General features: G+C 69.3%; 18 protein-coding genes and 1 pseudogene. 9 read left to right on the top strand and 10 right to left on the bottom strand.

Annotated features, from left to right (window positions below; genetic code table 11):
• Nucleotides 1-93 precede the first annotated feature (93 nt).
• A complete protein-coding gene (locus G6N34_RS28320) occupies nt 94-5,406 on the bottom strand; it encodes a PGRS repeat-containing protein (protein ID WP_179965783.1) in 5,313 nt (1,770 codons plus the stop codon).
• A gap of 644 nt (nt 5,407-6,050) precedes the next feature.
• On the opposite strand from G6N34_RS28320, the gene groL reads away from it, so the two are divergent.
• Nucleotides 6,051-7,676 carry a chaperonin GroEL gene (gene groL / locus G6N34_RS20310; RefSeq protein WP_085155944.1) on the top strand — a complete coding sequence of 542 codons (1,626 nt, stop codon included), beginning with the start codon at nt 6,051-6,053 and terminating at the stop codon, nt 7,674-7,676.
• 182 nt (nt 7,677-7,858) lie between these two features.
• On the opposite strand, the gene G6N34_RS20305 is transcribed toward groL, so the two are convergent.
• The 3 genes from G6N34_RS20305 to G6N34_RS20295 all read right to left on the bottom strand — a co-directional run bounded on the left by G6N34_RS20305 (nt 7,859) and on the right by G6N34_RS20295 (nt 11,415).
• The gene (locus G6N34_RS20305; RefSeq protein ID WP_085155947.1) at nt 7,859-9,178 is read right to left on the bottom strand and encodes an MFS transporter; all 1,320 of its coding nucleotides are present in this window, start codon (nt 9,176-9,178) and stop codon (nt 7,859-7,861) included.
• A 62-nt stretch (nt 9,179-9,240) separates the two neighbouring features.
• Nucleotides 9,241-9,615, bottom strand: coding sequence for a hypothetical protein (locus G6N34_RS20300; RefSeq protein WP_085155950.1), 375 nt, complete (start codon nt 9,613-9,615; stop codon nt 9,241-9,243).
• A 78-nt stretch (nt 9,616-9,693) separates the two neighbouring features.
• Nucleotides 9,694-11,415, bottom strand: coding sequence for an N-acyl-D-amino-acid deacylase family protein (locus G6N34_RS20295; RefSeq protein WP_085155954.1), 1,722 nt, complete (start codon nt 11,413-11,415; stop codon nt 9,694-9,696).
• 22 nt (nt 11,416-11,437) lie between these two features.
• Here G6N34_RS20295 and G6N34_RS20290 point away from each other — a divergent pair, with 22 nt between their 5' ends.
• Both G6N34_RS20290 and G6N34_RS20285 read left to right on the top strand, forming a co-directional pair.
• The gene (locus G6N34_RS20290) at nt 11,438-11,830 is read left to right on the top strand and encodes a VOC family protein (RefSeq protein ID WP_085156226.1); all 393 of its coding nucleotides are present in this window, start codon (nt 11,438-11,440) and stop codon (nt 11,828-11,830) included.
• A 19-nt stretch (nt 11,831-11,849) separates the two neighbouring features.
• Entirely contained in the window at nt 11,850-12,359 is a 510-nt protein-coding gene (locus tag G6N34_RS20285; protein WP_085155957.1) for a mycothiol transferase, read from the top strand.
• A 2-nt stretch (nt 12,360-12,361) separates the two neighbouring features.
• Here the strand turns inward: G6N34_RS20285 and G6N34_RS28110 are convergent.
• Nucleotides 12,362-12,913 (bottom strand): annotated as a pseudogene (locus G6N34_RS28110) (long-chain-fatty acid--ACP ligase MbtM); the annotation flags it as partial.
• 186 nt (nt 12,914-13,099) lie between these two features.
• Between G6N34_RS28110 and G6N34_RS20280 the strand changes: the two are divergent.
• Entirely contained in the window at nt 13,100-13,951 is an 852-nt protein-coding gene (locus G6N34_RS20280) for a hypothetical protein (protein ID WP_085155963.1), read from the top strand.
• 2 nt (nt 13,952-13,953) lie between these two features.
• Here the strand turns inward: G6N34_RS20280 and G6N34_RS20275 are convergent, their stop codons facing one another.
• The 5 genes from G6N34_RS20275 to G6N34_RS20255 form a co-directional block, all read right to left on the bottom strand.
• Nucleotides 13,954-14,298, bottom strand: coding sequence for a hypothetical protein (locus G6N34_RS20275; protein WP_085155965.1), 345 nt, complete (start codon nt 14,296-14,298; stop codon nt 13,954-13,956).
• Nucleotides 14,299-14,302: 4 nt separating this feature from the next.
• Nucleotides 14,303-14,638, bottom strand: coding sequence for a hypothetical protein (locus tag G6N34_RS20270; protein ID WP_085155968.1), 336 nt, complete (start codon nt 14,636-14,638; stop codon nt 14,303-14,305).
• A 34-nt stretch (nt 14,639-14,672) separates the two neighbouring features.
• Entirely contained in the window at nt 14,673-16,184 is a 1,512-nt protein-coding gene (locus G6N34_RS20265; protein WP_085155971.1) for a putative alpha/beta hydrolase, read from the bottom strand.
• Nucleotides 16,163-16,489: a DUF2563 family protein gene (locus G6N34_RS20260; protein WP_085155974.1), complete on the bottom strand. Its 327-nt coding sequence runs from the start codon at nt 16,487-16,489 to the stop codon at nt 16,163-16,165. Before G6N34_RS20260 ends, G6N34_RS20265 begins: the two co-directional genes overlap by 22 nt.
• A gap of 62 nt (nt 16,490-16,551) precedes the next feature.
• Nucleotides 16,552-18,570, bottom strand: a complete 2,019-nt coding sequence (locus G6N34_RS20255) for a prolyl oligopeptidase family serine peptidase (RefSeq protein ID WP_085155977.1) — start codon at nt 18,568-18,570, stop codon at nt 16,552-16,554.
• Between the two features lie 35 nt (nt 18,571-18,605).
• Here G6N34_RS20255 and G6N34_RS20250 point away from each other — a divergent pair, with 35 nt between their 5' ends.
• From G6N34_RS20250 to G6N34_RS20230, 5 genes are all read left to right on the top strand, one after another.
• Nucleotides 18,606-19,097 (top strand): DUF779 domain-containing protein, encoded by a 492-nt coding sequence (locus G6N34_RS20250; protein WP_085155980.1) that lies wholly within the window; start codon nt 18,606-18,608, stop codon nt 19,095-19,097.
• A 62-nt stretch (nt 19,098-19,159) separates the two neighbouring features.
• Nucleotides 19,160-19,438 carry a putative holin gene (locus tag G6N34_RS20245; protein WP_085155983.1) on the top strand — a complete coding sequence of 93 codons (279 nt, stop codon included), beginning with the start codon at nt 19,160-19,162 and terminating at the stop codon, nt 19,436-19,438.
• Complete coding sequence (locus G6N34_RS20240) at nt 19,431-19,967, top strand: hypothetical protein (RefSeq protein WP_234813085.1); 537 nt, start codon at nt 19,431-19,433, stop codon at nt 19,965-19,967. The genes G6N34_RS20245 and G6N34_RS20240 overlap by 8 nt, the downstream gene beginning before the upstream one ends.
• A 57-nt stretch (nt 19,968-20,024) precedes the next feature.
• Complete coding sequence (lpdA, locus tag G6N34_RS20235; RefSeq protein WP_085155986.1) at nt 20,025-21,419, top strand: dihydrolipoyl dehydrogenase; 1,395 nt, start codon at nt 20,025-20,027, stop codon at nt 21,417-21,419.
• Nucleotides 21,419-22,330: a hypothetical protein gene (locus G6N34_RS20230; RefSeq protein ID WP_085155989.1), complete on the top strand. Its 912-nt coding sequence runs from the start codon at nt 21,419-21,421 to the stop codon at nt 22,328-22,330. The genes lpdA and G6N34_RS20230 overlap by 1 nt, the downstream gene beginning before the upstream one ends.
• Nucleotides 22,331-22,332: the final 2 nt, after the last annotated feature.

Genomic DNA, 22,332 nt, shown 5'->3' with positions numbered 1-22,332 from the left:
ACCGCGTGTCGGGTGACGTTCGTCATCGGTGCACGTCACGACGCGGGAAGGGCCCCGCACACCCGGTGTGCGGGGCCCTCCAGTCGCTTCCGGTCAGGGATTGGTGGCGCCGTTGGCGCCATTGGTCCCGACGGTGCCGTCGGCGCCGCCGTTGGTGCCGTCGGTCCCGTCCCCACCGTGACCGGCGAGGTTGCTGAAGATGGCGCCACCCTCACCGCCGGCGCCGCCGTTGCCGCCCGCTCCCGAGGCGGCCGAGGTCACGAAGGTGCCGCCATCGCCACCGTTGCCGCCGTCGCCGCCGGTGGACGTCAACCCGGTGAGGGTGACGCCGCCGGTGGCCTGGACCCCGGCGTGGCCGCCCCTGCCGCCGTTGCCGCCGCGTGCCCCGTTCGTGCCGTTCAGGCCGCCGTCGCCGCCGTTGCCGCCGATCGAGGTGCCATCGACGACGGCGCCTACGGAGGAGTCGACCGTGACCCACCCTTGGCCGCCGGTGCCGCCGTTGCCGCCGAGTCCGGCGCCGCCGTCGCCACCCGTGCCGCTGCCGTCGACGCTGCCGAACGAGGCGGTGACGTGGCCGGAGCCGCCGTTGCCGCCGATGGCGTCCGCGGTGAAGGAGGCGCCGCCGGTGCCGCCGGTGGCCGTGCCGTTGGCCACGCCGACGGTGCCGAAGCCCATCACCAGGGCTTCTCCGCCGTTACCGCCCTTGCCGCCGTTGACGGCACCGCCGCCGGTGCCGCCGAGTGCGGTGCCGGTGGCCTTACCGGTGCTGCCCCAACCACCCTGGACCCAGGCCGCGCCGCCGTTGCCCCCGACGCTGCCGACACCGGTCGCGGTGCCGCCGGAGCCTCCGGTGGCATCGCCGTCTGCAGTGCCGTTCGCGATGGCGTAGATCTGGCCGATGGAGCCGTTGCCGCCCTTGCCGCCGTCGATACCGTCGCCACCGTTGCCGCCGGTGCCGGTGCCGCTCACGGAGCTGTTGGCGCCCTCAGCCTTGAGGGAGCCCTTGCCACCGTTGCCGCCGGTGCCCGAGCCGACCGCGTCGCCACCCGCGCCGCCGACCGCGTCGCCGACGGCGCTGCTGCCCGCGCCGGAGGCGAGGACCTCGGCGGCCCCGCCGACACCGCCGTTGCCGCCGGCGAAGCCCAAGAGGCCGTCGCCGCCGTCGCCGCCGTTGCCGCCGTTGCCGCCTTGGGCGGTTCCGGTGGCGGTGCCGCCGTTGGTGCCCAGCACGATGGCCGCGCCGCCGTTGCCGCCGTTGCCGCCCTTGCCCAACAAGGCCAGGCCGCCGGCACCGCCGTTGCCGCCCTGGCCGCCGTTGCCACCGGTGGCGCCTTCGCCGACGCCGTTGCCGCCTGCGCCGCCGTTGCCGCCGAGGGTGCCGTTGCCGCCGTTGCCGCCGTCGCCGCCGTCGCCGCCGTGGCCGGTGGAACCGGAGGTGCTGCTGCCGCCGTGGCCGCCGGCCCCGCCGGCACCGCCGTTGCCGGCCGCTCCGGATTCGCCGCCGTCTCCGCCGTGGCCGCCGGCGCCGCTGGAGGTGCTCTCGCCGATCGACTCCTGGCCGTTGAACTTCCAGAAGGTGCTGTTGCCGCCGGCGCCGCCGTTGCCGCCGATGGCACCGCCGTTGCCGTTGGCGCCGCCGTTGCCGCCGTTGCCGGCGTGGGAGGTGCCGTCGGTGATGACGGTGCCCGCGGGGCCTGCGGGGTCGTAGGCCTGAATCCAGCCGTCGCCGCCCTTGCCGCCGTTGCCGCCGTTGCCTGCGCCGCCGTGGCCGGAGGTCGCGGTGGCGCCGGTGATGGTGGCGTTGAGGGCGGCGATGTTGGTGAAGCCGCCGTCGCCGCCAGTGGCGCCGCTGGCGCTGGCCGCACCGCCGTTGCCGCCGGTGGCGTCGTTGTCGGTGGCGATGGCGCCGGTGCCCGCGGCCATCACGAGTGCTCCGCCGCCGTTGCCGCCAGTGCCGGCGTTGGTGGCGTTGCCGCCGTTGCCGCCGGTGGCGGTGCCGCTGGCGGTGCCGCCGGTCAGGTTGAGGGTGGGGTAGCCGGCCTGGATCTCGGCCCAGCCGCCGTTGCCGCCGGTGCCCCCGCTGGTGCCGGTTCCACCGCGCCCACCGGTGGCGGTTCCGCTGGCGGTTCCGCCTTCGCCGGCATTGATGCCGGCGAAGCCGCCCGCACCACTCGCAGCGCCATTGCTGCCGCCGTTGCCGCCGTCACCGCCGGTCGCCTCGCCGGCGGCGCTGCTGCCGGTGCCGTTGGCGAGGACCTCGGCGGCTCCGCCGACACCGCCGTTGCCACCGCGGTTCCCGTCGATGTCGCCGTCACTGCCGTTGCCGCCGTTGCCGCCTTGGGCGGTTCCGGTGGCGGTGCCGCCGTTGGTGCCGCGGACGGTGGCCGCGCCGCCGTTGCCGCCGTTGCCGCCGTTGCCATTGAGGACTGCGATGACGTAGGTGCCGGCGTCGCCGCCCTGGCCGCCGTCACCGCCGGTGGCGCCTTCGCCTTCACCGTTGCCGCCTGCGCCGCCGTTGCCGCCGAGCGCGCCGTTGGCACCGCCGTTGCCGCCGTTGCCGCCGGCGCCGCCGTGGCCGGTGGAACCGGAGGTGCTGCTGCCGCCGTGGCCGCCGGCCCCGCCCTTGCCGCCGTTGCCGGTGCCGCCGACGCCGGATTCGCCGCCGTTGCCGCCGTGGCCGCCGGCGCCGCTGGAGGTGCTCTCGCCGTCGGACTGCTGACCGCCGAACTTCCAGAAGGTGCTGTTGCCGCCGGCGCCGCCGTCACCGCCCGTTGCGCCGCCGGTGCCGTTGGCGCCGCCGTTGCCGCCGTTTCCGGCGTGGGAGGTGCCGTCGGTGATGACGGTGCCTGTCGGGCCTGCGGGGTCGTAGGCCTGGATCCAGCCGTCGCCGCCCTTGCCGCCGTTGCCGCCGTTGCCTGCGCCGCCGTGGCCGGAGGTCGCGGTGCTGCCGGTGATGGTGGCGTTGAGGGCGGCGATGTTGGTGAAGCCGCCGTCGCCGCCGGTGGCGCCGCTGGCGCTGGCCGCACCGCCGTTGCCGCCGGTGGCGTCGTTGTCGGTGGCGATGGCGCCGGTGCCCGCGGCCATCACGAGTGCTCCGCCGCCGTTGCCGCCAGTGCCGGCGTTGGTGGCGTTGCCGCCGTTGCCGCCGGTGGCGGTGCCGCTGGCGGTGCCCCCGACCAGGTTGAGGGTCGGGTAGCCGGCCTGGATCTCGGCCCAGCCGCCGTTGCCGCCGATGCCGGCGTTGGTGCCGTTGCCGCCTCGTCCGCCGGTGACGGTTCCGCCAGCGGTTCCGGCTTCGCCGGCGTTGATGCTCGCCAAGCCGCCGGCACCACCGGTGCCACCGTTGCTGCCGCCATTGCCGCCGTCACCGCCGGTGACGTCACCGTCGGAGCTGCTGCCCGCGCCATCGGCGATGATCTGGCCGATCCCGCCGGTGCCGCCGGTGCCGCCGGCGGCGGTCGTCGTACCCGCGCCGCCGGCGCCGCCCGCTCCGCCGGTCGCGACACCAGAGGCTGTCCCGCCGTTGCTCGTTTGGATGACGGCGCCGCCGCCGCCGCCGCCACCGCCGCCGCCAAATCCGGTTCCTGCGGTGGTGCCCTCCGAACCGGCGCCGCCTGCGCCGCCCGCTCCGGCGGTCGCAGTTCCTGTGGCGCCCGATCCGGAGATCAGGGCGTAGCCGTCGCCACCGCGGCCACCGGCACCGCCCGTGCCGCGGGTTCCGGCGATGCCTGCTGCACCCGCGTGGCCGAGGAGAGCGAGGAACCCGCCTCCGACGCCTGCCGTGCCGCCGAGGCCTGCGGTGCCGCCGCCCGTGCCGCCGGTGCCGCCACTGCCGCCGATGAGATGGGTCGCGTCGCCTGCGGCGCCGGCACCACCAACGCCGCCGGTGCCCGCGTTACCGCCCTGTCCACCGTTGCCGCCGTTGGCGAAGAGGAATCCGGTTGCGTTGCCGCCGTTTCCACCCTTACCGCCGTTACCGCCACCGATGCCGCCGTCGCCGCCGTTGCCCGCGCCATTGCCGTGGTCGATCAGCCAGTCGCCGTCCGCACCGGCCGCGCCGGTGACGCCGCCGCCGCCCTGGCCGCCGCTGCCGCCGATGCCGAACAACCAGCCGGTGGCATTGCCGCCGTGCCCGCCGTTGCCGCCGTCGAAGCCCAAGTTGCCGCCCGCGGCCGCGCCGCCGGTGCCGCCGTTGCCGCCGATTCCGAGGAGGAAGCCGCCGTTGCCGCCGTTGCCGCCGTCGAGGCCGGCCCAGCCCGCGCCACCTGCGCCACCGTTGCCGAACCAGCCTGCGTTGCCGCCGTTGCCTCCGGCCACGCCGTACGCGGTGCCGTCGAAGCCCTTGCCGCCGTCACCGATCAGGAGTCCGCCGTTACCGCCGTTGGGGTTCTCCAGTGTGCCGTCGGCGCCGTTGCCGATCAGGTACACCCCGGTGACGTGGTTGATCACGCCGGCGACGGCGGTACCGATGGGGCTGGTGATGATCAGCTGTGTGATGCCGTGCAGGGGCTGGTAGACCAGCCAGTTGATGATCGCGGTGGCATTGACGCTGTAGGGAAGACGGACCACCGCGGTGGTCGAGGGGCCGTCGGCGGTCGTCAGTACGGTGGTGACGATCTGCTCATCGAGTGCCTGCTGCACCCGGTCGGCGGTGTCGTCCGTCTGGCGGCGCACGAAGGCCAACGCGGCCCACGTCGCGGGAAGGTCGCTCGCGTCCGACGGCGCGTTGGGGGCCAGGAGCGTGCCGAGGGTGACTGCCGACAGCAGGCCCGTGATCGGGGCGATCCGCTCCTTCGGCGGGGACGCGGCGGGCGCGCCAATCGTGGCGGTCTCCTCGCCGGTCGTCGGCGAGGGCTTGTTCAGAGCGTCGGCCACCCGACCGGCCAGGTCACCGAAACGGCGTGCTGGTGCGGTGCTCTCCGCAGCGTCGCGGGTGCGGGGCAGCACGCCTGCATGGGTGCGCCACTGACCACGCTGGGGCATCTCGACGGCGTCTGTGTCGGCGTCGGCGGATGTGGTGGGCGCCTCGGACTTCGGCCCTCTACGTGGGGTCCAGTCCCGCAGGGGATTCCGAGGGAGATCCGCGACGGCGCTGTCGTCGCGCGAGGGCTTGGGCCCTGCGCGCCGGACGCGCTCGTCGAGGGATTTCTTGATGCGGTCGGTGCGCTCGCTCGAGATCTGAGAAGGTTTGGTTCTCTCGGCGCGCTGCGACCTGCGATCTTTGGCGTCCGCGCCTCCCGCGGTCGAACCGCGGTCGGAGGCCGTGGTGTCTGATTCGCTGCTCACCAGTTCGATGTCTGCGGTCACCGACCTGATCGTCGGTGAATCCGGCCCAAGCAGGAGCATGACGCCGGCACCCGCCAACGCCACGCTCGCCAACCCCGCTGTCGCCAGGGGACGTGTCATGCCCTGCCGACTACGCCCCGTTGCACTGCTCTCCCTCGACACGTGGTGCATCTCCTTCAATGGTGAGTTGTGTCACGTTCCTTAAGAAATCGTGAGCAGACTAACATCAGTCGTAGTCAGAATTGCAACATGTTCTAGAAAATATGCACACCTTCATGGGTGGCCCCAGCTGACCGCATTGATCGGCGGTGATTTCCAAAAAACTTGCTTTAGCTAACGTTTGAGGCAAACTGACTCGGGTCGGTTGATGCTGGACGAACGTGCGGTCGGACGGTCGGAAACCTGGGAATTACCTGTGTGGGGACATGAATTGGAACGTGTTCTCGTTCGCCGTCGCGCGTTGCGGGAACGGCGACTTTTTGAGTGTCGAACACCCGGTCGCCGATAAGGCGACGGCAGGTTTCCTGATGAGCTTCGCGAAACCCCTGCGGGCTGCGCATTCGCCGCTTTTCGCCCCGGGCGGAGAATCTTGCACTCGCAGGGCTCGAGTGCTAAGAATGCAGTTGGCACTCGCGACCAGTGAGTGCTAGGTCGGGGCAGCGAGGCCAAGGGTCCGCACTGCGGAGCACACCCGAAGCCGTCCGTCGCGGGCGCTGATTCCGACCAGAAGACGTGCATCCCCAATCCGGAGGAAACACTTCGCAATGGCCAAGACAATTGCGTATGACGAAGAGGCCCGTCGCGGCCTCGAGCGGGGCCTCAATGCCCTCGCCGACGCGGTAAAGGTGACGCTGGGCCCCAAGGGTCGCAACGTCGTCCTGGAGAAGAAGTGGGGCGCCCCCACGATCACCAACGATGGTGTGTCCATCGCCAAGGAGATCGAGCTGGAGGACCCGTACGAGAAGATCGGCGCTGAGCTGGTCAAAGAGGTCGCCAAGAAGACCGACGACGTCGCTGGCGACGGCACCACCACCGCCACCGTGCTCGCCCAGGCTCTGGTTCGCGAAGGGCTGCGCAACGTCGCCGCCGGCGCCAACCCGCTCGGCCTGAAGCGCGGCATCGAGAAGGCCGTCGAGAAGATCAGCGAGACCCTGCTCGCGTCGGCCAAGGAAATCGATACCAAGGAGCAGATCGCTGCTACCGCTGGTATCTCTGCTGGCGACCAGACCATCGGTGACTTGATCGCCGAGGCCATGGACAAGGTCGGCAACGAGGGTGTCATCACCGTCGAGGAGTCCAACACCTTCGGCCTGCAGCTGGAGCTCACCGAGGGTATGCGCTTCGACAAGGGCTACATCTCGGGTTACTTCGTGACCGACGCCGAGCGTCAGGAAGCGGTCCTCGAGGATCCGTACATCCTGCTGGTCTCGTCGAAGGTCTCGACGGTCAAGGACCTGCTTCCCTTGCTGGAGAAGGTCATCCAGTCGGGCAAGCCGCTGCTGATCATCGCCGAGGACGTCGAGGGCGAAGCTCTGTCGACCCTGGTGGTCAACAAGATCCGTGGCACCTTCAAGTCCGTCGCCGTCAAGGCCCCGGGCTTCGGTGACCGCCGCAAGGCCATGCTGCAGGACATCGCGATCCTGACCGGTGGCCAGGTTGTCAGCGAAGAGGTCGGCCTCTCGCTGGAGACCGCCGACATCGCGCTGCTGGGTCAGGCCCGCAAGATCGTGGTCACCAAGGACGAGACCACCGTCATCGAGGGTGCCGGCGATGCCGACGCGATCCAGGGCCGGGTGGCTCAGATCCGTGCCGAGATCGAGAACAGCGATTCCGACTACGACCGCGAGAAGCTGCAGGAGCGCCTGGCCAAGCTGGCCGGCGGTGTTGCGGTGATCAAGGCCGGAGCTGCCACCGAGGTGGAGCTCAAGGAGCGCAAGCACCGCATCGAAGATGCCGTGCGCAACGCCAAGGCCGCCGTCGAAGAGGGCATCGTCGCCGGTGGTGGCGTGGCTCTGCTGCAGTCGGCTCCGGCTCTGGACGAGCTGAAGCTCGAAGGCGACGAGGCCACTGGTGCCAACATCGTGCGCGTCGCGCTGTCGGCTCCGCTGAAGCAGATCGCCTTCAACGCGGGCCTCGAGCCCGGTGTTGTCGCCGAGAAGGTCACCAACTCTGCGCAGGGGACCGGCCTCAACGCCGCGACCGGTGTGTACGAGGACCTGCTCAAGGCCGGCGTCGCCGACCCGGTCAAGGTCACCCGCTCGGCGCTGCAGAACGCGGCGTCCATCGCGGCGCTGTTCCTCACCACCGAGGCCGTCGTCGCTGACAAGCCGGAGAAGGCCGCCGCTCCCGTCGGCGACCCGACCGGTGGCATGGGCGGCATGGACTTCTGAGTCCAGCTCTTCAAGGAAAGCCCCGGTGCGCTTGGCGCACCGGGGCTTTTCTTTGTCTGGGGGCGAGTGCCGGCCCGTCGCTTATCTGGGGGCCGTCGAGAAGAGTCTGGTGAACACGCGACCTGGGGTTTTTGTGTTCACGCGCCTCTTCTCGGCGCGGCAGGTGCCCCTGTCCGGTCTGACTACAGCTCGGAGAGCGGTCTGGGCTGCAGCGCCAACGTCGCCGCCACGCTGATCGCGGCCGTCGTGACCAGATAACCGCACGCGATCCACGGTGACCCGCCGCCCGCGGCGATCAGCGCCGTCAGGATCATCGGGGTGATGCCGGAGGCGAACACACCCGACAGCTGATACACCGTCGACAGTCCGGTGTAGCGGATGCGGGCCGGGAACAGCGAGGCGTACAGCGTGCCCTGCGCGCCGTAGAACAGCGCGTGGATGACGCCGAAGACCAGCAGCATCCCGATCGCGTACAGCCAGAGGTTCTTGGTGCCGAACAGCGCGAACACCGGGAACACCGCCAGCCCGTAGGCCGCGATCCCTGCGACATAGACCCGCTTGGGGCCGAACCGGTCCGACAGCAGGCCCGACACCGGCAGCAGCGCGGCCATCAGCAGGGCCGCAGCGGTGACGGCGATCAGGACCGGGACCTTCTCGAGCTTGAGCGTGCTGGTGGCGTACGCGATGGCGAACACGCCCCAGGTGTTGAACGCCGCGCCCTCACCCCAGCGCGACAGCATGCCCAGAACCGTCGAGCGCAGCGCCGGCGGCCGGAACACCTCGCGCAGTGGCACGGCGGCCCGGTCGTCGCTGTCGCGCACCTTCTCGAACGACGGTGTCTCGGTGGCCTTGAACCGGACCACCACACCGAAGATCACCAGCACGATGCTGAACAGGAACGCGATCCGCCACCCGTAGGTCAGGAAGGCGTCGTCGGGCAGCACGATCTGCAGCAGCGCGAAAACGCCGGTGCCCAAAGCCAATCCGAGCGCCAGCCCCACCTGCGGGATGCTGCCGAACAGGCCGCGACGCCGCGCGGGACCGTGCTCGACGGCAAGCAGGACCGCACCGGCCCATTCGCCGCCGAGGGCGAAGCCCTGCACGATGCGCAACAGCAGCAGCAGGATGGGCGCCAGCACGCCGATCTGCGCCGCGGTCGGCAGCACACCCATCAGGGCCGTCGCACCGCCCATCAGCAACATCGTCATGGCCAGCGTCTTCTTGCGGCCGATGCGGTCACCGATGTGCCCGAACACGAATCCGCCGATCGGGCGCACCACGAAGCCCACCGCGAAGGTCGCGAACGACAGCATCGTGCCGACGAACGTGGACTGATCCGGGAAGAAGGCGTGGTTGAACACCAGGCTCGCGGCTGTGGCGTAGAGGAAGAAGTCGTACCACTCGATCGTCGTACCGACCAGGCTGGCCCACAGCGCCGTGCGGGCCTGGGGAGAGACGGGGGCAGAGGGATCAGGTTCGACCGCGGCGGTACTTACAGACACGTGGATCGAGTAAGCCAAACTCTGCCCACCATGACAAGAGTTATGCGCAGCGTGATCCGAAGTCAGTCCTTGACCGGCACGCAGTCATGCAGGTGGCCCTTGGCCGCGGCCGCAGACTGGGGGGCGGCCCTGCGGTGCAGCACGGCCCGCGCGGGAACCACCCGCAGGCCCGCGTCTGTGACCTCGGCCTGCCCGTCGACGATCAGCGAGTAACCCCCGGCGTCGGCAGGCGGCCAGATCACCGTGACGGCGGCGTGCGCTCCTGCGTTGCGTCGCGTGGTGTCCCCCACGGACCCGACGTCCAGGGCCCCATCGACGAGGACGGGGGAGACGGCCACGGTGTGCGCGCGGAAGTCGTCTCCGACCGTGATCAGGTAGCCGAAGGGGAAGTCGGCCAGCGTGTCAGCCAGCTTGTCCACATCCACCTTGACGCTCATGAGCCGAGGATACGTCCGCGGCCCGGGTGGTCGCGAGTGTGTGGATCTGTCGCTGGAACAGCGCTCAGACTCGACGCGTCATGCGACCGGTGCGGACTGGCGGCCCCGCACCAGACGGCCCGGGCGCGCCTCGGTGGGCACGCCGTTCTCGGCGATCACCTGCCCCGAGACGATGGTCGCGACGTAGCCGTCCGCGGTCTGATCCAGCCGGCGTCCACCCGCGGGCAGGTCGTTGACCACGACGGGCCGATGCAGGCGCATCGCGTCGGCGTCGATGACGTTGAGGTCAGCCTTGTAGCCGACGGAGATCCGGCCCCGGTCGGCCAGGCCGGCGACTCGGGCCGGCACCGAGGTGAGTTCGCGGATGGCATCGACCACCGGCATCCGGCCGTGGGCGCGGTCCCGCACCCAGTGCGTCAGCAGATACGTCGGGAACGACGCGTCGCAGATCATGCCGTAGTGCGCACCGCCGTCGCCGAGGCCCAGCACCACGTCGTCGCGGCGCAGCAGTTCGGCCACGGTGTCCAGGGAGCCGTCGCGGAAATTGGCCAGCGTCACCAGCAGCATGGCCTCGCCGCCGTCGTCGAGCACCCGGTCGTAGGCCTCCTCGAGCGGGCTCACACCGCGGGCGCGGGCCCGGGCGCCGATACTGTCGGCCGGGTTGGGCTCGTAGTTCGGCGGCTCGCCCAGCGGGAACATCCAGTCCCACAGCTGAGCGGCGAACATCAACGGGTGCCCGCTGCCGGGTGTGTCGGCCAGAATCCGTTGCCGTACTTCGGGTTTGCGCATCTCGGCGACGCGCTCGGCCAGCGGCAGGTGAGCGATCTCCTGATAGGACGGGTACAGCACGAACGGATTGCCGGACAGTGACAGGCCCAGCACCAGGCCGATGGGGCGCGGGAAGATCTGCGCCGTGATGTCGCCGCCGTTGGCGTTGGTCTTCTCGACCATGGTCAGGGCGTCGAGGTAGTACGGTTCGCCGGCGTTGCCGATCGCGAGCGTGAACGTGACGGGCAGGCCGACGTCGGTGGCGACGTCGAAGACCGTCTGCAGGACCGGTTCGTAATCGCCGGCCACCAGGTCGGGGACGAACTGGATCAGGCCGCCGCCCGCGTCGCGGACACCGCGGGCGATGGCCTCGATCTCGGCCTGGTCGGCGTCGTAGCTCGGAATGGGCTTGCCGCTGATGGTTTTGTGCAGCGTGAACCGCGACGATGCGAATCCCAGCGCGCCGACCTGGACGGCCTCGGCGGCGAGCTTGCGCATCTGCGAAAGGTCCTCAGGCGTGGCGGGTTCGCGGTCGATGCCGCGCTGTCCCATGACGTACACCCGCAGCGGCGAGTGCGGCAGGAGTGCCGCGATGTCGATGTCGCGTCGGCCGGAGTCCAGGGTGTCGAGGAACTCGGGGAAGGTCTCCCAGTTCCAGGGCAGGCCGTCGACCATCACCACGCCGGGGATGTCCTCGACACCGGCCATCACGTCCACCAGGACGTCGTGGTCGGCCGGGCGGCACGGCGCGAAGCCGACGCCGCAGTTGCCCACGATCGCGGTGGTGACGCCGTGCGCCGACGACGGGGTCAGGCGGTCGCTCCAGATGGCCTGACCGTCGTAATGCGTGTGCAGGTCGACGAACCCGGGGGTGACCAGCAGTCCGGTCGCGTCGATCTCCCGGGTTCCAGTCTGCTCGACCGTGCCGATCGCGGCGATCACGCCGTCGTGGATGGCGACGTCGCCGACGAAGGGGGGAGTGCCGAGGCCGTCGACGATGGTGCCGTGTCGGATGACCAGATCAAATGTCATAGCTCGAATGTACGGTGGCGACATGATGGATCACCTGGGAATCAACTGTGGCGATTGGGCGGCCTCACAGGAGTTCTACGACAAGGTGCTGGGGGTGTTGGGCTACACCAGGCAACTCGATCACGGCGTGGCCATCGGCTACGGCAGGGACGGCCATCCGGCGTTCTGGATCGCCGACCTGGCGGCGGGTGACGCCAAGGAGCAGAGCAACCGCGAGGTGCACATCGCGTTCCAGGCCGACAGCCCCGAGAGTGTGCAGACCTTCTTCCGCACCGCGCTGGCGTTGGGCGCCGAACCGTTGCATGAACCGCGTCTGTGGCCCGAATACCACCCGAACTATTACGGCGCCTTCGTGCGCGATCCCGACGGCAACAACGTCGAGGCGGTCTTCCATGGCGGGGGTCCCGCGCAGTAGCCCGGCGTAGCGTCGAACCATGGCCACCAACGAAGCAGTTCAAGAACTTCTCCGCGACTTCTTCACGCGCCTGATCGAACACGTCGACGAACTGACCGAAGACCTCACGGAGGCCATGGCGACGTACCGGCCCGCGCCGGACGCCAACACGATTGCGTGGCTGATCTGGCACAGCGCTCGGGTGCAGGACGCGCAGGTCGCCGATATCGCTGGTGTCGACCAGGTGTGGACCAGTGACGGCTGGGTGGACCGCTTCGGCCTCGACCTGCCCCGCGACGACACCGGATACGGCCACTCCGCCGACGACGTGGCCAAGGTGGTGGTCGCGGCCGAACTGCTCGCGGGGTACTACCACGCGGTGCACGCGATGACGTTGGACTACGTGACGACGCTGACGGATGAGGAGTTGGCCCGCATCGTGGATCGCAACTGGGATCCGCCTGTCACGGCCTCGGCCCGCCTCGTCAGCATCGTCGACGACTGCGCCCAGCATCTGGGGCAGGCCGCCTACGTGCGCGGGAGCCTCTAGCCTGCCACCACACCACCGGCGCGCACGCCCGGCACCTGACCGACGATCCGCTCGATCTCGCTGGGGAACACATTGCGGCCCGCGATGTGGATGAGCTCCTTGACTCGTCCGTACACCACGAGCCCCTCGGCGGTGAGGTAGCCGAGATCGCCTGTGCTGAACCAGTCGTCGCGGCCGATCGGCGCGGATTCGAGGTAAACCGTCCATCATCGACGCGCCGCGGATCTCGACTTCTCCGGCATCGCGGCCGACGGCCTCGGACACCGGGGTGTCGACGGGTGATCGACACCGCGCAGGTCGACTCGGCCATCCGTAGGCCGGGCACATCGCGCGTGTGTCGAAACCGAACCGACGGGCTCGCCGCCGTTGAGCGCGAATCGTACTGCACGCAAGTCGATTTCGGGGAGGCGGCTGGCGTATCTACCCAGCACGCGGTAGGCGAAAATCGGCGCTGCGGTCAGCGTGGCGCGAGTCGTTCCGAGCCAACTGAGCCAGCGGAACGGCAGCGCTGAGAACGCCGACGTGGGTGCCTGCCACATCGGCAGCCCCGACAGGCACCGGGGCGTCCGTCGTCACCCCGCGGAAACACGACCCCCGGGCGCGCACACAGCAACACAGAAACCCGGTGCCCATCTCCTGCCCGGTAAGTTCAACTACGACAACAAGGACTACGACAACAAGGACTACGACGTGGTCGGCCAGGCCGATCCGTTCAGCGCCAGCCCACAAGGGAGGAACCGATGCGCGTTGTGCTGACGGCGTTGTTGTGGCTGGTGGCCACGGCAGCGCTCGCTGTGGCGCTGCCGTCGGCGTGGGCGCAGAAGAACCTCGTCGACCTCGACGGGTATGCGGCGTTCACCGAGCAGGCTGCCGCCGACCCGGTGCTGCAACGCGCCGTCGCGAACGAACTGACCACTCAGGTGGTGAACCTCGGGTACACCGGTAACGAGCGCGCCATCTCGCTGGTCGCGTCGACCTACACCGCGAGTTCGGCTTTCCCCGGGCAGTTCGCCCAGGCCAATCGGGTGGCCCACCGCTGGATGTTCACCGACACGGTGTCGTCGGACACCGATCCGCAGGGGCGCTGGGTGATCGACCTCGCTCCCATGCTGCAGGACTCGCAGTTCACTGAAACCCTGCAGCGGTTCAACATCTCGGTGCCGCAGAGCCTTCCGGTGCCGCTGACCCAGAACGCGCCGGATTCGATTCGGCCAGGCCAACTTCGGCCGGTCGCGGCGTGGGCGCCGTGGGTCAGTGTGGGCGCGGCGGTGCTCGCCGGGGTGTGCGCGCTGCTCACGTTGGCGTCGGCGCGCTCAAAGGGCAAGGGTTTGGCCGCACTCGGAGTGTCGGGGCTGCTGGTCGGGGCCGCGGGTTGGGCGGGCCTGGAAGTGGGGCGCCGGCGCGTGGATTCGGCGCTGGCCGACACCAGCGGCGACATCCGCCAGATCGCGGACGCACTGCTGCGGCACGTCACCGACAGCATGCATCAGTGGCTCAACATCACGCTGGCGGCCGGGGGAGCGCTGGTGGTCCTGGGCGTGGTGTTCGCGCTGCTGGGCGGTATCGGTCGGACGGTGCGTACGCCCAACTGAGCTCAGTCCTTGGGGGCCCGTGACGGTGGACGGTCGGGGACGTTGGTGCCCGGCATTCCGTAAACCTTGCCGCGGATTTTGATGTGACGGGTGTAGCGGCCGGCAAACACCACGAGCGTGAGACCGATGGCCGACGAGGCGAACAGGCCAGCGGGCCACTCCGGCCACACGGCGAGGAAGGCGAACAGCATCGTGAGGACGGTGCAGACCCAATAGGTGCGGCGCATGATGACATCGGGTGACAGCGACCGCGACCTCCACAACGGGAAGATGCCTGTCAAGGTCGCAATGACCAAGCACACTATGGCCAGATCCCACAGGATATTCGGAGTGATGAATCCGCTCATCTGATCAGTCCTCCGGTGCGCGTGACGGTGGACGGTCAGGGACGTTGGCGCCGGGCATTCCGTAGACCCTGCCGCGGATCTTGATGTGGCGGGTGTAGCGGCCCGCGAGCACCACCAGCGTCAGCCCGACGGCGGTGGAGACGAACAGGCCGACTCTCCAGTCCGGCCACGCGGCCAGGAACATGCACACAGTGGCGATGACCGTGCCGGACCAGTAGGTGCGCCGTTTGATCGCGTCGGGCGACAGAGTGCGTGATCGCCAGAGCGGGAACAGGCTCAGCGCACCCGCGATGGCAAGTCCCACCAGGGCCAGGTTTCCGAACACGATGCGGGCCGTCACTGCGGAATCCCCCTCCAGTCTGTTGATCGCATTGTCACGGATTGTCGAACTGGCTGCCCACCCACGCTCCGCCCATTCCAGCGAGGCCCTCCCAGGGACCGATGCCGCCGAAAAGAATGACGGCGCCCACGGCCGCCACTGCGGTTCCTCCCGGGCCGAAGAATGAACCGGCGGTGAGCATCGTCGCAGTCCCGGCGGCGGCGCCGCCCAGTGTGCTGCCCGCGGCGCGGCCGAAGTCCTCGTTGCTGCCGCCCTGGATCCAGTCCTGACCCGCCATACCCAGCTGGTAGACATTGGTCACCAGGCCGACCGGACCTGCGACCTTGGCCAGCACCTTGGCGTCCGCCGGTGACAGCGCGGCCGGCCATGCGTGCGCGTTGGTGGGCACGTTGTGGCCGTATGTCTGGGCGCCCGTGGCCACCAGGCCCGTGGGTGTCAGCAGTCCCCGGACCACGTCCCTGGCTCCGCCGTCGGACATGCCCGCCGCGACCAGACCATTGCGGGCGTCGGTGACCACTGCGACCCGGGCATCGCGTTCGGCGACGTTCATGAACTCGCTGGCCTGATCCGGCGTCATCGCCGCGATCGGGAACGTCTGCCCCTCGCCGAGCCGCACCAGCCCCTGCTCAAGCTGGCTCTGCATGTCGAGGCGGTTGCGCGCTCGGGCGCGAGCATCGGCGCCGGTGAGTGGGTCGAGGGGCAGTGGCCCGACGAAGTTGGCCATCCGGAAATCGTCGAGGCGCTCCCCGGCCAACCGCCGCGCCTCGGAATCGGCCGCGGGGTCGGTGACGGTGCCGAAGTCCCGCAACCGGGCCGCGGCGTCGGCCTTCTCCGGCGTCATCTCGCCGGTCGCGTTGACCAACGCCTCATCCTTGGCGCGCTGGTTGGCCTCGTAGAACTGCTCGGCAGTGCGGCCACGCTGTCCGGGTCCCGCCTCCGCGTCGCCGTCGACATCCTCGATCGCCGCCGGGTCGTACCCGTGCTCAAGCCGCAGCCTCGCCTCGGCCTGCTGCAACCGCGTGCCATAGGCGTCACGGTGCCCTTGGATGGAATCCCGGGTGCTGCTGGTGTTCTCGATCGCGCGGTCCTCGTACCCGGACACATCAGCATCGACATCGCGCGACAACGCGTCACCGATCAGCATGTCCAAGTATCCGAGCTGACCGTTGAGCTTGTCGATCTTGAGATCCGACATCCGCTGCGCCTCCGCCAGGTCTGCGGCGATGTTCTGCAGCGCGGTCGCGATCGCGGGCAGTTCGTCCTTCTGCACGCGCAGGCTCTGCGCGACGCGCCGCAGTTCGGCCGCGTCGTTGATGGGGAACTCGCCGGACTCGCGATTCCAGGACCGCTGGAAACGACCACTGGCAGAGGAGAATTCGCCCCAGGTCTCCTCGGTGCACGCCGCAGCCGCGTAGAAGGCCCGCGACAGTTCGGCGATCTGGCCGGGGTCACCGGCGCGCAACGTGGCATCCAGCGCCCAGGGATCACCGGCGGCGGCGACGAGTTCGGGGACGCTGATGTGGGTCAGGGCTGGGTATTCGACCACAGCTGCGACCGAACCTGTTCCAGAGCTGCGCGGTTGCGTTGTTCCATCTCGTCGAACGACGACGCGATCACGTGGGTCTTGTCGCCGAGGACTCCGAGTCGTCGTTCGTGGCCGCGCAGACGCCGGCTGTGCTGCGTCTGCGCACCGGCCATCGACTGTCCGAACGCCTCGGCGTCGGCGAAATCGCCGAACATCCTGCCGGTCACGCTGGACCTGGTCAGGGCCGTCACGCCCTCGTCGGCGAATCCGGCCGCGGTGTAGGAGTGCTGAGCCCCCGTCCGCATCTGCCCGGTGTGGACCTGCATGTGTAACCCCCTCGGTGCGAAAACGTACCGAGATGAACCCTCAACGATGCCTGCGGGTTTGTCTATTCACCCGGCGTGAGCATGCGATGCAGGAAGGAGTAGCTCAGCGCCGACTTGAACGCGGTCTGCGCGTTGTCGGCGGCACCGGCGTGCCCGCCCTCGATGTTCTCGTAGTACCGCACCCGATGACCAGCCTCCTCGAGTGCGGCCGTCATCTTGCGGGCATGCCCCGGATGCACGCGGTCATCGCGCGTCGACGTGGTCATCAGCAGCGCCGGGTAATTCGCGTCGGCCGAGATGTTCTGGTACGGCGAGTATTTCGAGATGAACTCCCAGTCCGCGGGCTCGTCGGGGTTGCCGTACTCGGCGACCCAGGAGGCGCCGGCCAGCAGCAGGTGGAAGCGCTTCATGTCCAGAAGCGGCACCTGGCACACCAGTGCGCCGAAGTGCTCGGGGTACTGCGTCAGCATCACGCCCATCAGCAGGCCGCCGTTGCTGCCGCCCTGGGCGCCCAACTGCTCCACGGTGGTGATCCCGCGCTCGACGAGATCGGCTGCGACAGCGGCGAAATCCTCGTACACCTTGTGCCGGTTCTCCCGCATCGCCTGGGTGTGCCACTGCGGGCCGTACTCCCCGCCGCCGCGGATGTTGGCCAACACGTATGTGCCCCCGCGCGAGAGCCAGAGGCGGCCCAGCACGCCGTCATATCCCGGGGTGCGGGCCACCTCGAAGCCGCCGTACCCGCCGAGCAGGGTGGGGCGGGGTCCGGTGGCGTCCCGCGGGCCGACGACGAAGTACGGGATCGCCGTCCCGTCCGCAGAGGTGGCGAAATGCTGAGTGACGCTGATGTTGTCCGCATCGAAGAACGAGGGCGCGGCCTTCACCACCTCGAGCGGCCCGTCCGCGGGCCCGCACAGCAGGCGCGACGGCGCATCGAAACCGCTGGAGTCCAGGAAGACCTCGTCGCCGTCCGGGTCCGTCGCCACGATCACGGTGTTGGTGTTGTCGGGGATTCCCGGGGCGGGCGTGCGGGTCCACGCGCCCGGCGTCACCACCTCAACACGACTCACGACGTCGGCCAGCGTCACCAAGATCAACCGGTCCCGCGTCCAGGCGTAGTGCAACAGCGCGGTGTGCGCGTCCGGTTCGAACACCGTCGCCAACTGCGTTGTACCGGAGGTGAACTCGTTGTAGTCGGCCGCCAGCAGCGCGCCGGCCGGGTGCTCGACGGTGCCGACGAACCATGGACTGCGCAGTTCGATCAGCAGCCAGTCACGGTGCACCGAGACCGACGCATCGGTGGGTGCGTCGATACGCACCAACTCGTCGGCCTGCAGTTCGTAGACCTCGTCGTTGAAGAAGTCGACGGCCCGGCGGATGAACGTGCGCTCATAACCCGGCGTCCGGTCCACCGCCGCGGCGACGATGACGTCCTGCGGTGAACCGGAGAACAGCGTCTCGGCGTCGGCCAGCGCCTGCCCGCGCCGCCACCTTTTGACCAGGCGCGGATATCCCGAGTCGGTCAGTGACCCCGCACCGAAGTCGGTGCCGATCAGCACGGTGTCGGGGTCGGCCCAGGTGATGTTGGTCTTGGCCTCTGCGACCTCGAACCCGCCGTCGACGAACTCGCGTGTGACCATGTCGAATTCGCGCACCACCGCGGCGTCCGATCCGCCGCGCGAGAGGCTGATCAGTGCGCGGGACAATTCCGGTTCGATCACGTCGGCCCCGGCCCACACCCAGTTGGTGTCGTCGGCGGCGGCCAGCGCGTCGACGTCGATCAACACGTCCCAGTCCGGCGAATCGGTGCGGTACTGCTCCAGCGTCGTGCGGCGCCAGATCCCGCGCGGATTCGCCGCGTCGCGCCAGAAGTTGTACAGGTGCTCGCCCCGGCGCCGCACGTAGGGGATGCGGCTGTCGGTGTCGAGGACTTCGAGCGCCTCGGCGCGCATTCGCTCGAACTCGTCGTCGCACAGTTCGGCGAGGGTGGGGTCGTTGTGCGCGCGCACCCAGTCGAGGGCGGCCTCGCCGTCGACGTCCTCCAACCACAGGTACGGGTCAACACCACTTCGCTCGGGCATCCCGCCATTGTGGCCGCGGCAGTACTGTGATGCGCATGGAGGTCCCCACTCGCGTGCGCCTCACCCGGGCCGCGGCCGAACAGTTGACGGAGCTGCAGCGACGCACGGGGCCGCTCATGTTCCATCAGTCCGGCGGCTGCTGCGACGGATCTTCACCGATGTGCTACCCCGACGGGGACTTCGTGGTCGGGGACCGCGACGTGCTTCTGGGCCTTCTCGACGTCACCTGCCAACGGCAGCCCGAGGGCGTGCCGGTCTGGATCTCAGGACCCCAGTTCGACGTGTGGAAGCACACTCAGTTGGTGATCGACCTGGTAGCTGGCCGGGGCAGCGGATTCAGCCTTGAGGCGCCCGACGGGGTGCGGTTCCTGTCGCGGGGACGGGCGTTCACGGCCGCCGAGACCGAGCAGTTGGCTCAGCTGCCTGCGATTACGGGCGCACAGTTCGAGCGGGGGGCGCGGCCGCCTGGGCCTCGTGGCGACATCGTCGCCCACGCCGCAGACGCCTGTCCGGTACCAAATCGGTAACTGTCCGGCCACGGCGCGCGTGGATGTGAAGTCCTCGACGCGGGGCGTCGTACGGTGCTCGTGTGATACCCCTTCCGAGGGCTTGGCCACTGAGCGCAGCGATGCTGATCGGCGCGGCCGCCGGCGTGGTGCTGGGCGTCGCCGTGACGCTGCTGGTGCACGCCTCGATGCGCCCGGACGCGGCGATCGCAGTCGTGCTCGGAGCCCCCACCATCCTGGGGATGGCGCTCATCATGACGTCCGGCCGACGGTGGGTGACCGCCTTGGGCGCCTTCGTCGCGGCGATCGCTCCGGGCTGGTTCGCGGCGCTGGTCCTGATCCAGGTGGTGCATGGTGCCTGAGTCCCGATCGCCATGGTTCACCCCGTTCGACACTGCGTCCCTGCCGTTGACCGAACCGCATCACGCGCCAATCTTCGACACCGGTCCGCATCCGATGCCCCTGGGCGGTGGCGACGTCCTGGTCGACGAGGGGCCCCGGCCTGAGGCCGTCGACTCCGGACCGCAGGACGCGCTCGAGAACTCCGAGCCGATCCCTGTGCCGGTGCCGCCCGTGGTGGTCCCGGGGCAGTATCTGTACGTCAAGTGGTGGAAGTTACTGCTGGTCACATCGGGTGTGTGGGCCGTGGCAGGGGCCGTCGGCCTGGGCTTCTTCTACTGGTGGTTCCACGCGGTGGACAAGACCTGGCCGGACTTCTCGGTGCTGGTGTACGTGATCGCGTGTGTGGTGGCCGCACTGCTGTTGTCGATGGCCGAGCAGAAGCCTCGGTTGGCCATGGCGTCGATCGCGGTGCTGACGGCGCCGTTCGCGTCGGGGGCCGCAGCCGCGGCGCTCTACGGGATGTACGTGTTCGGCTGGCTCACGCCCTGACCCTCTGCGACCAGGATCCGTCCGCGCGGCTGACATCGCACCACTAGGCTGGTCGCCGTGACTCATTTTGACGTTGTCGTACTCGGAGCCGGCCCTGGTGGATATGTCGCGGCGATACGCGCTGCCCAGCTGGGCTTGAACACCGCGGTCGTCGAACCCAAGTACTGGGGTGGCGTGTGCCTCAATGTGGGGTGCATCCCGTCCAAGGCGCTGCTGCGCAACGCCGAACTGGCTCACATCTTCACCAAGGAGGCCAAGACCTTCGGCATCAGCGGTGAGGCGACGTTCGACTACGGCGCTGCGTTCGATCGCAGCCGCAAGGTCGCCGACGGCCGAGTCGCCGGAGTGCACTTCCTGATGAAGAAGAACAAGATCACCGAACTGCACGGGTACGGCAAGTTCAAGGACGCCAACACTCTCGTCGTCGACCTCAACGACGGCGGCACCGAGACCGTCACCTTCGCTCATGCCATCATCGCGACGGGCAGCAGCACGCGTCTGGTGCCCGGCACGTCGTTGAGCGAGAACGTCGTCACCTATGAGAGCCAGATTCTCTCCCGCGACCTGCCGGGGTCGATCATCATCGCCGGGGCCGGCGCCATCGGCATGGAGTTCGCCTACGTCCTGAAGAACTACGGCGTCGACGTCACGATCGTCGAGTTCCTGCCCCGCGCGCTGCCCAACGAGGACGCCGAGGTGTCCAAGGAGATCGAAAAGCAGTACAAGAAGCTCGGCGTCAAGATCCTGACCGGGACCAAGGTGGAGAAGATCACCGACGACGGATCGACGGTCACGGTCGCGGTCAGCAAGGACGGCAAGACCGACGAACTCAAGGCCGACAAAGTGCTTCAGGCCATCGGTTTTGCGCCCAACGTCGAGGGCTTCGGCTTGGAGAACGCGGGCGTGCAGTTGACCGACCGCAAGGCGATCGGCATCGACGACTACATGCGCACCAACGTGCCGCACATCTACGCGATCGGTGACGTCACGGGCAAGTTGCAGTTGGCGCACGTCGCCGAGGCGCAGGGTGTGGTCGCGGCCGAGACCATCGGGGGCGCAGACACGTTGGCGCTGGGCGACTACCGCATGATGCCGCGTGCGACGTTCTGCCAGCCCCAGGTCGCCAGCTTCGGTCTGACCGAGGCGCAGGCCAAGGACGAGGGCTACGACGTCGTCGTCGCGAAGTTCCCGTTCACCGCCAACGGAAAGGCACATGGCCTCGCCGACCCCACGGGCTTCGTGAAGCTGATCGCCGACAAGAAGTACGGCGAACTGCTCGGCGGCCACCTGATCGGCCCCGACGTCTCCGAACTGCTGCCCGAACTGACGCTGGCTCAGAAGTGGGATCTGACCGCCAACGAACTGGCCCGCAATGTCCACACCCACCCGACTCTGTCGGAGGCACTGCAGGAGTGCTTCCACGGACTGGTCGGACACATGATCAACTTCTGATGAAGACACTTCTGCTCACCGCGGCGTCCGCCCTGGTCATGCTGGCTGGGGCGGTGCCTGCGGCGGCATCGCCGGAGGCGCCGAATCTGCGGGAGTACAAAGCGGTTCCGGTGGAACCGTTCCTCGACACGGCCGCCAACGGCGGTGAGGTGTACTTCCAGACGCCCGACGGCCTGCTGTGTGCCATCCGGCCGGCGCAGGGGCGGGCCGGCTGTGACGGCGCCCTGCCGGGCGTGCCGACGGCGGTCAACGAGATCGTGCTGGCCGCCGATCAGCCCACTCGTGGCCTTCGTGCGACGCCGAATCCGGCGTTCGTGAAGCCGACGGGCGCGGCCGCGCGTGTGCTGACCGTCGGTCACAAGCTCAGCTTCGCCGACTTCGAGTGCGCCGTGGGCGAGGGGTCGAAGACCGTGTGCACCAAGGGAACACCGGTGACGGCATGGATGACGATCTCGCCGGACGGCACCGGCATCGGGCCGCGCACCCCCGGTCTTCCCGCCGGAATGCCGGATCCGAACGATTTCATCGGCAGCGACGACAGCTACACCGTGGGCATCGGCCCCAAGAACGTCTTCCCGGTGTTCACGGTGGGTGGGCTGACCTGCAAGATGGCGATGTTCAGTGGCGGCGAGATCGCTTGCGACGGGAAGCTTCCGGGCATCGCAGGCGGTGACGACGAAGTGTTCGTGCAGCTTCCCGGGACGGCGGGAACGCGGAAGGCCGGCAGTCCGCCGTTCAGCGCGCCGACGTATCCCGGTGACATTCGTGAACTTCCTACCGGACATCGCATCGACGCGTTCGGGGCGACCTGCATGGCGACCGAGGACGGCGGCGTCGCATGCGTCGGCGCAGCGGGTGGGCCGATGCAGGGCTTCGTCGTCTCGGCCGAGGACGTCAAGACCTTCGGCTGACG

Origin of the sequence: Mycolicibacterium confluentis (assembly GCF_010729895.1) — a bacterium.
GTDB lineage: Bacteria > Actinomycetota > Actinomycetes > Mycobacteriales > Mycobacteriaceae > Mycobacterium > Mycobacterium confluentis.
The sequence above is the reverse complement of the archived record's forward strand: the minus strand, read 5'-3'. Positions and strand labels throughout refer to the sequence as shown.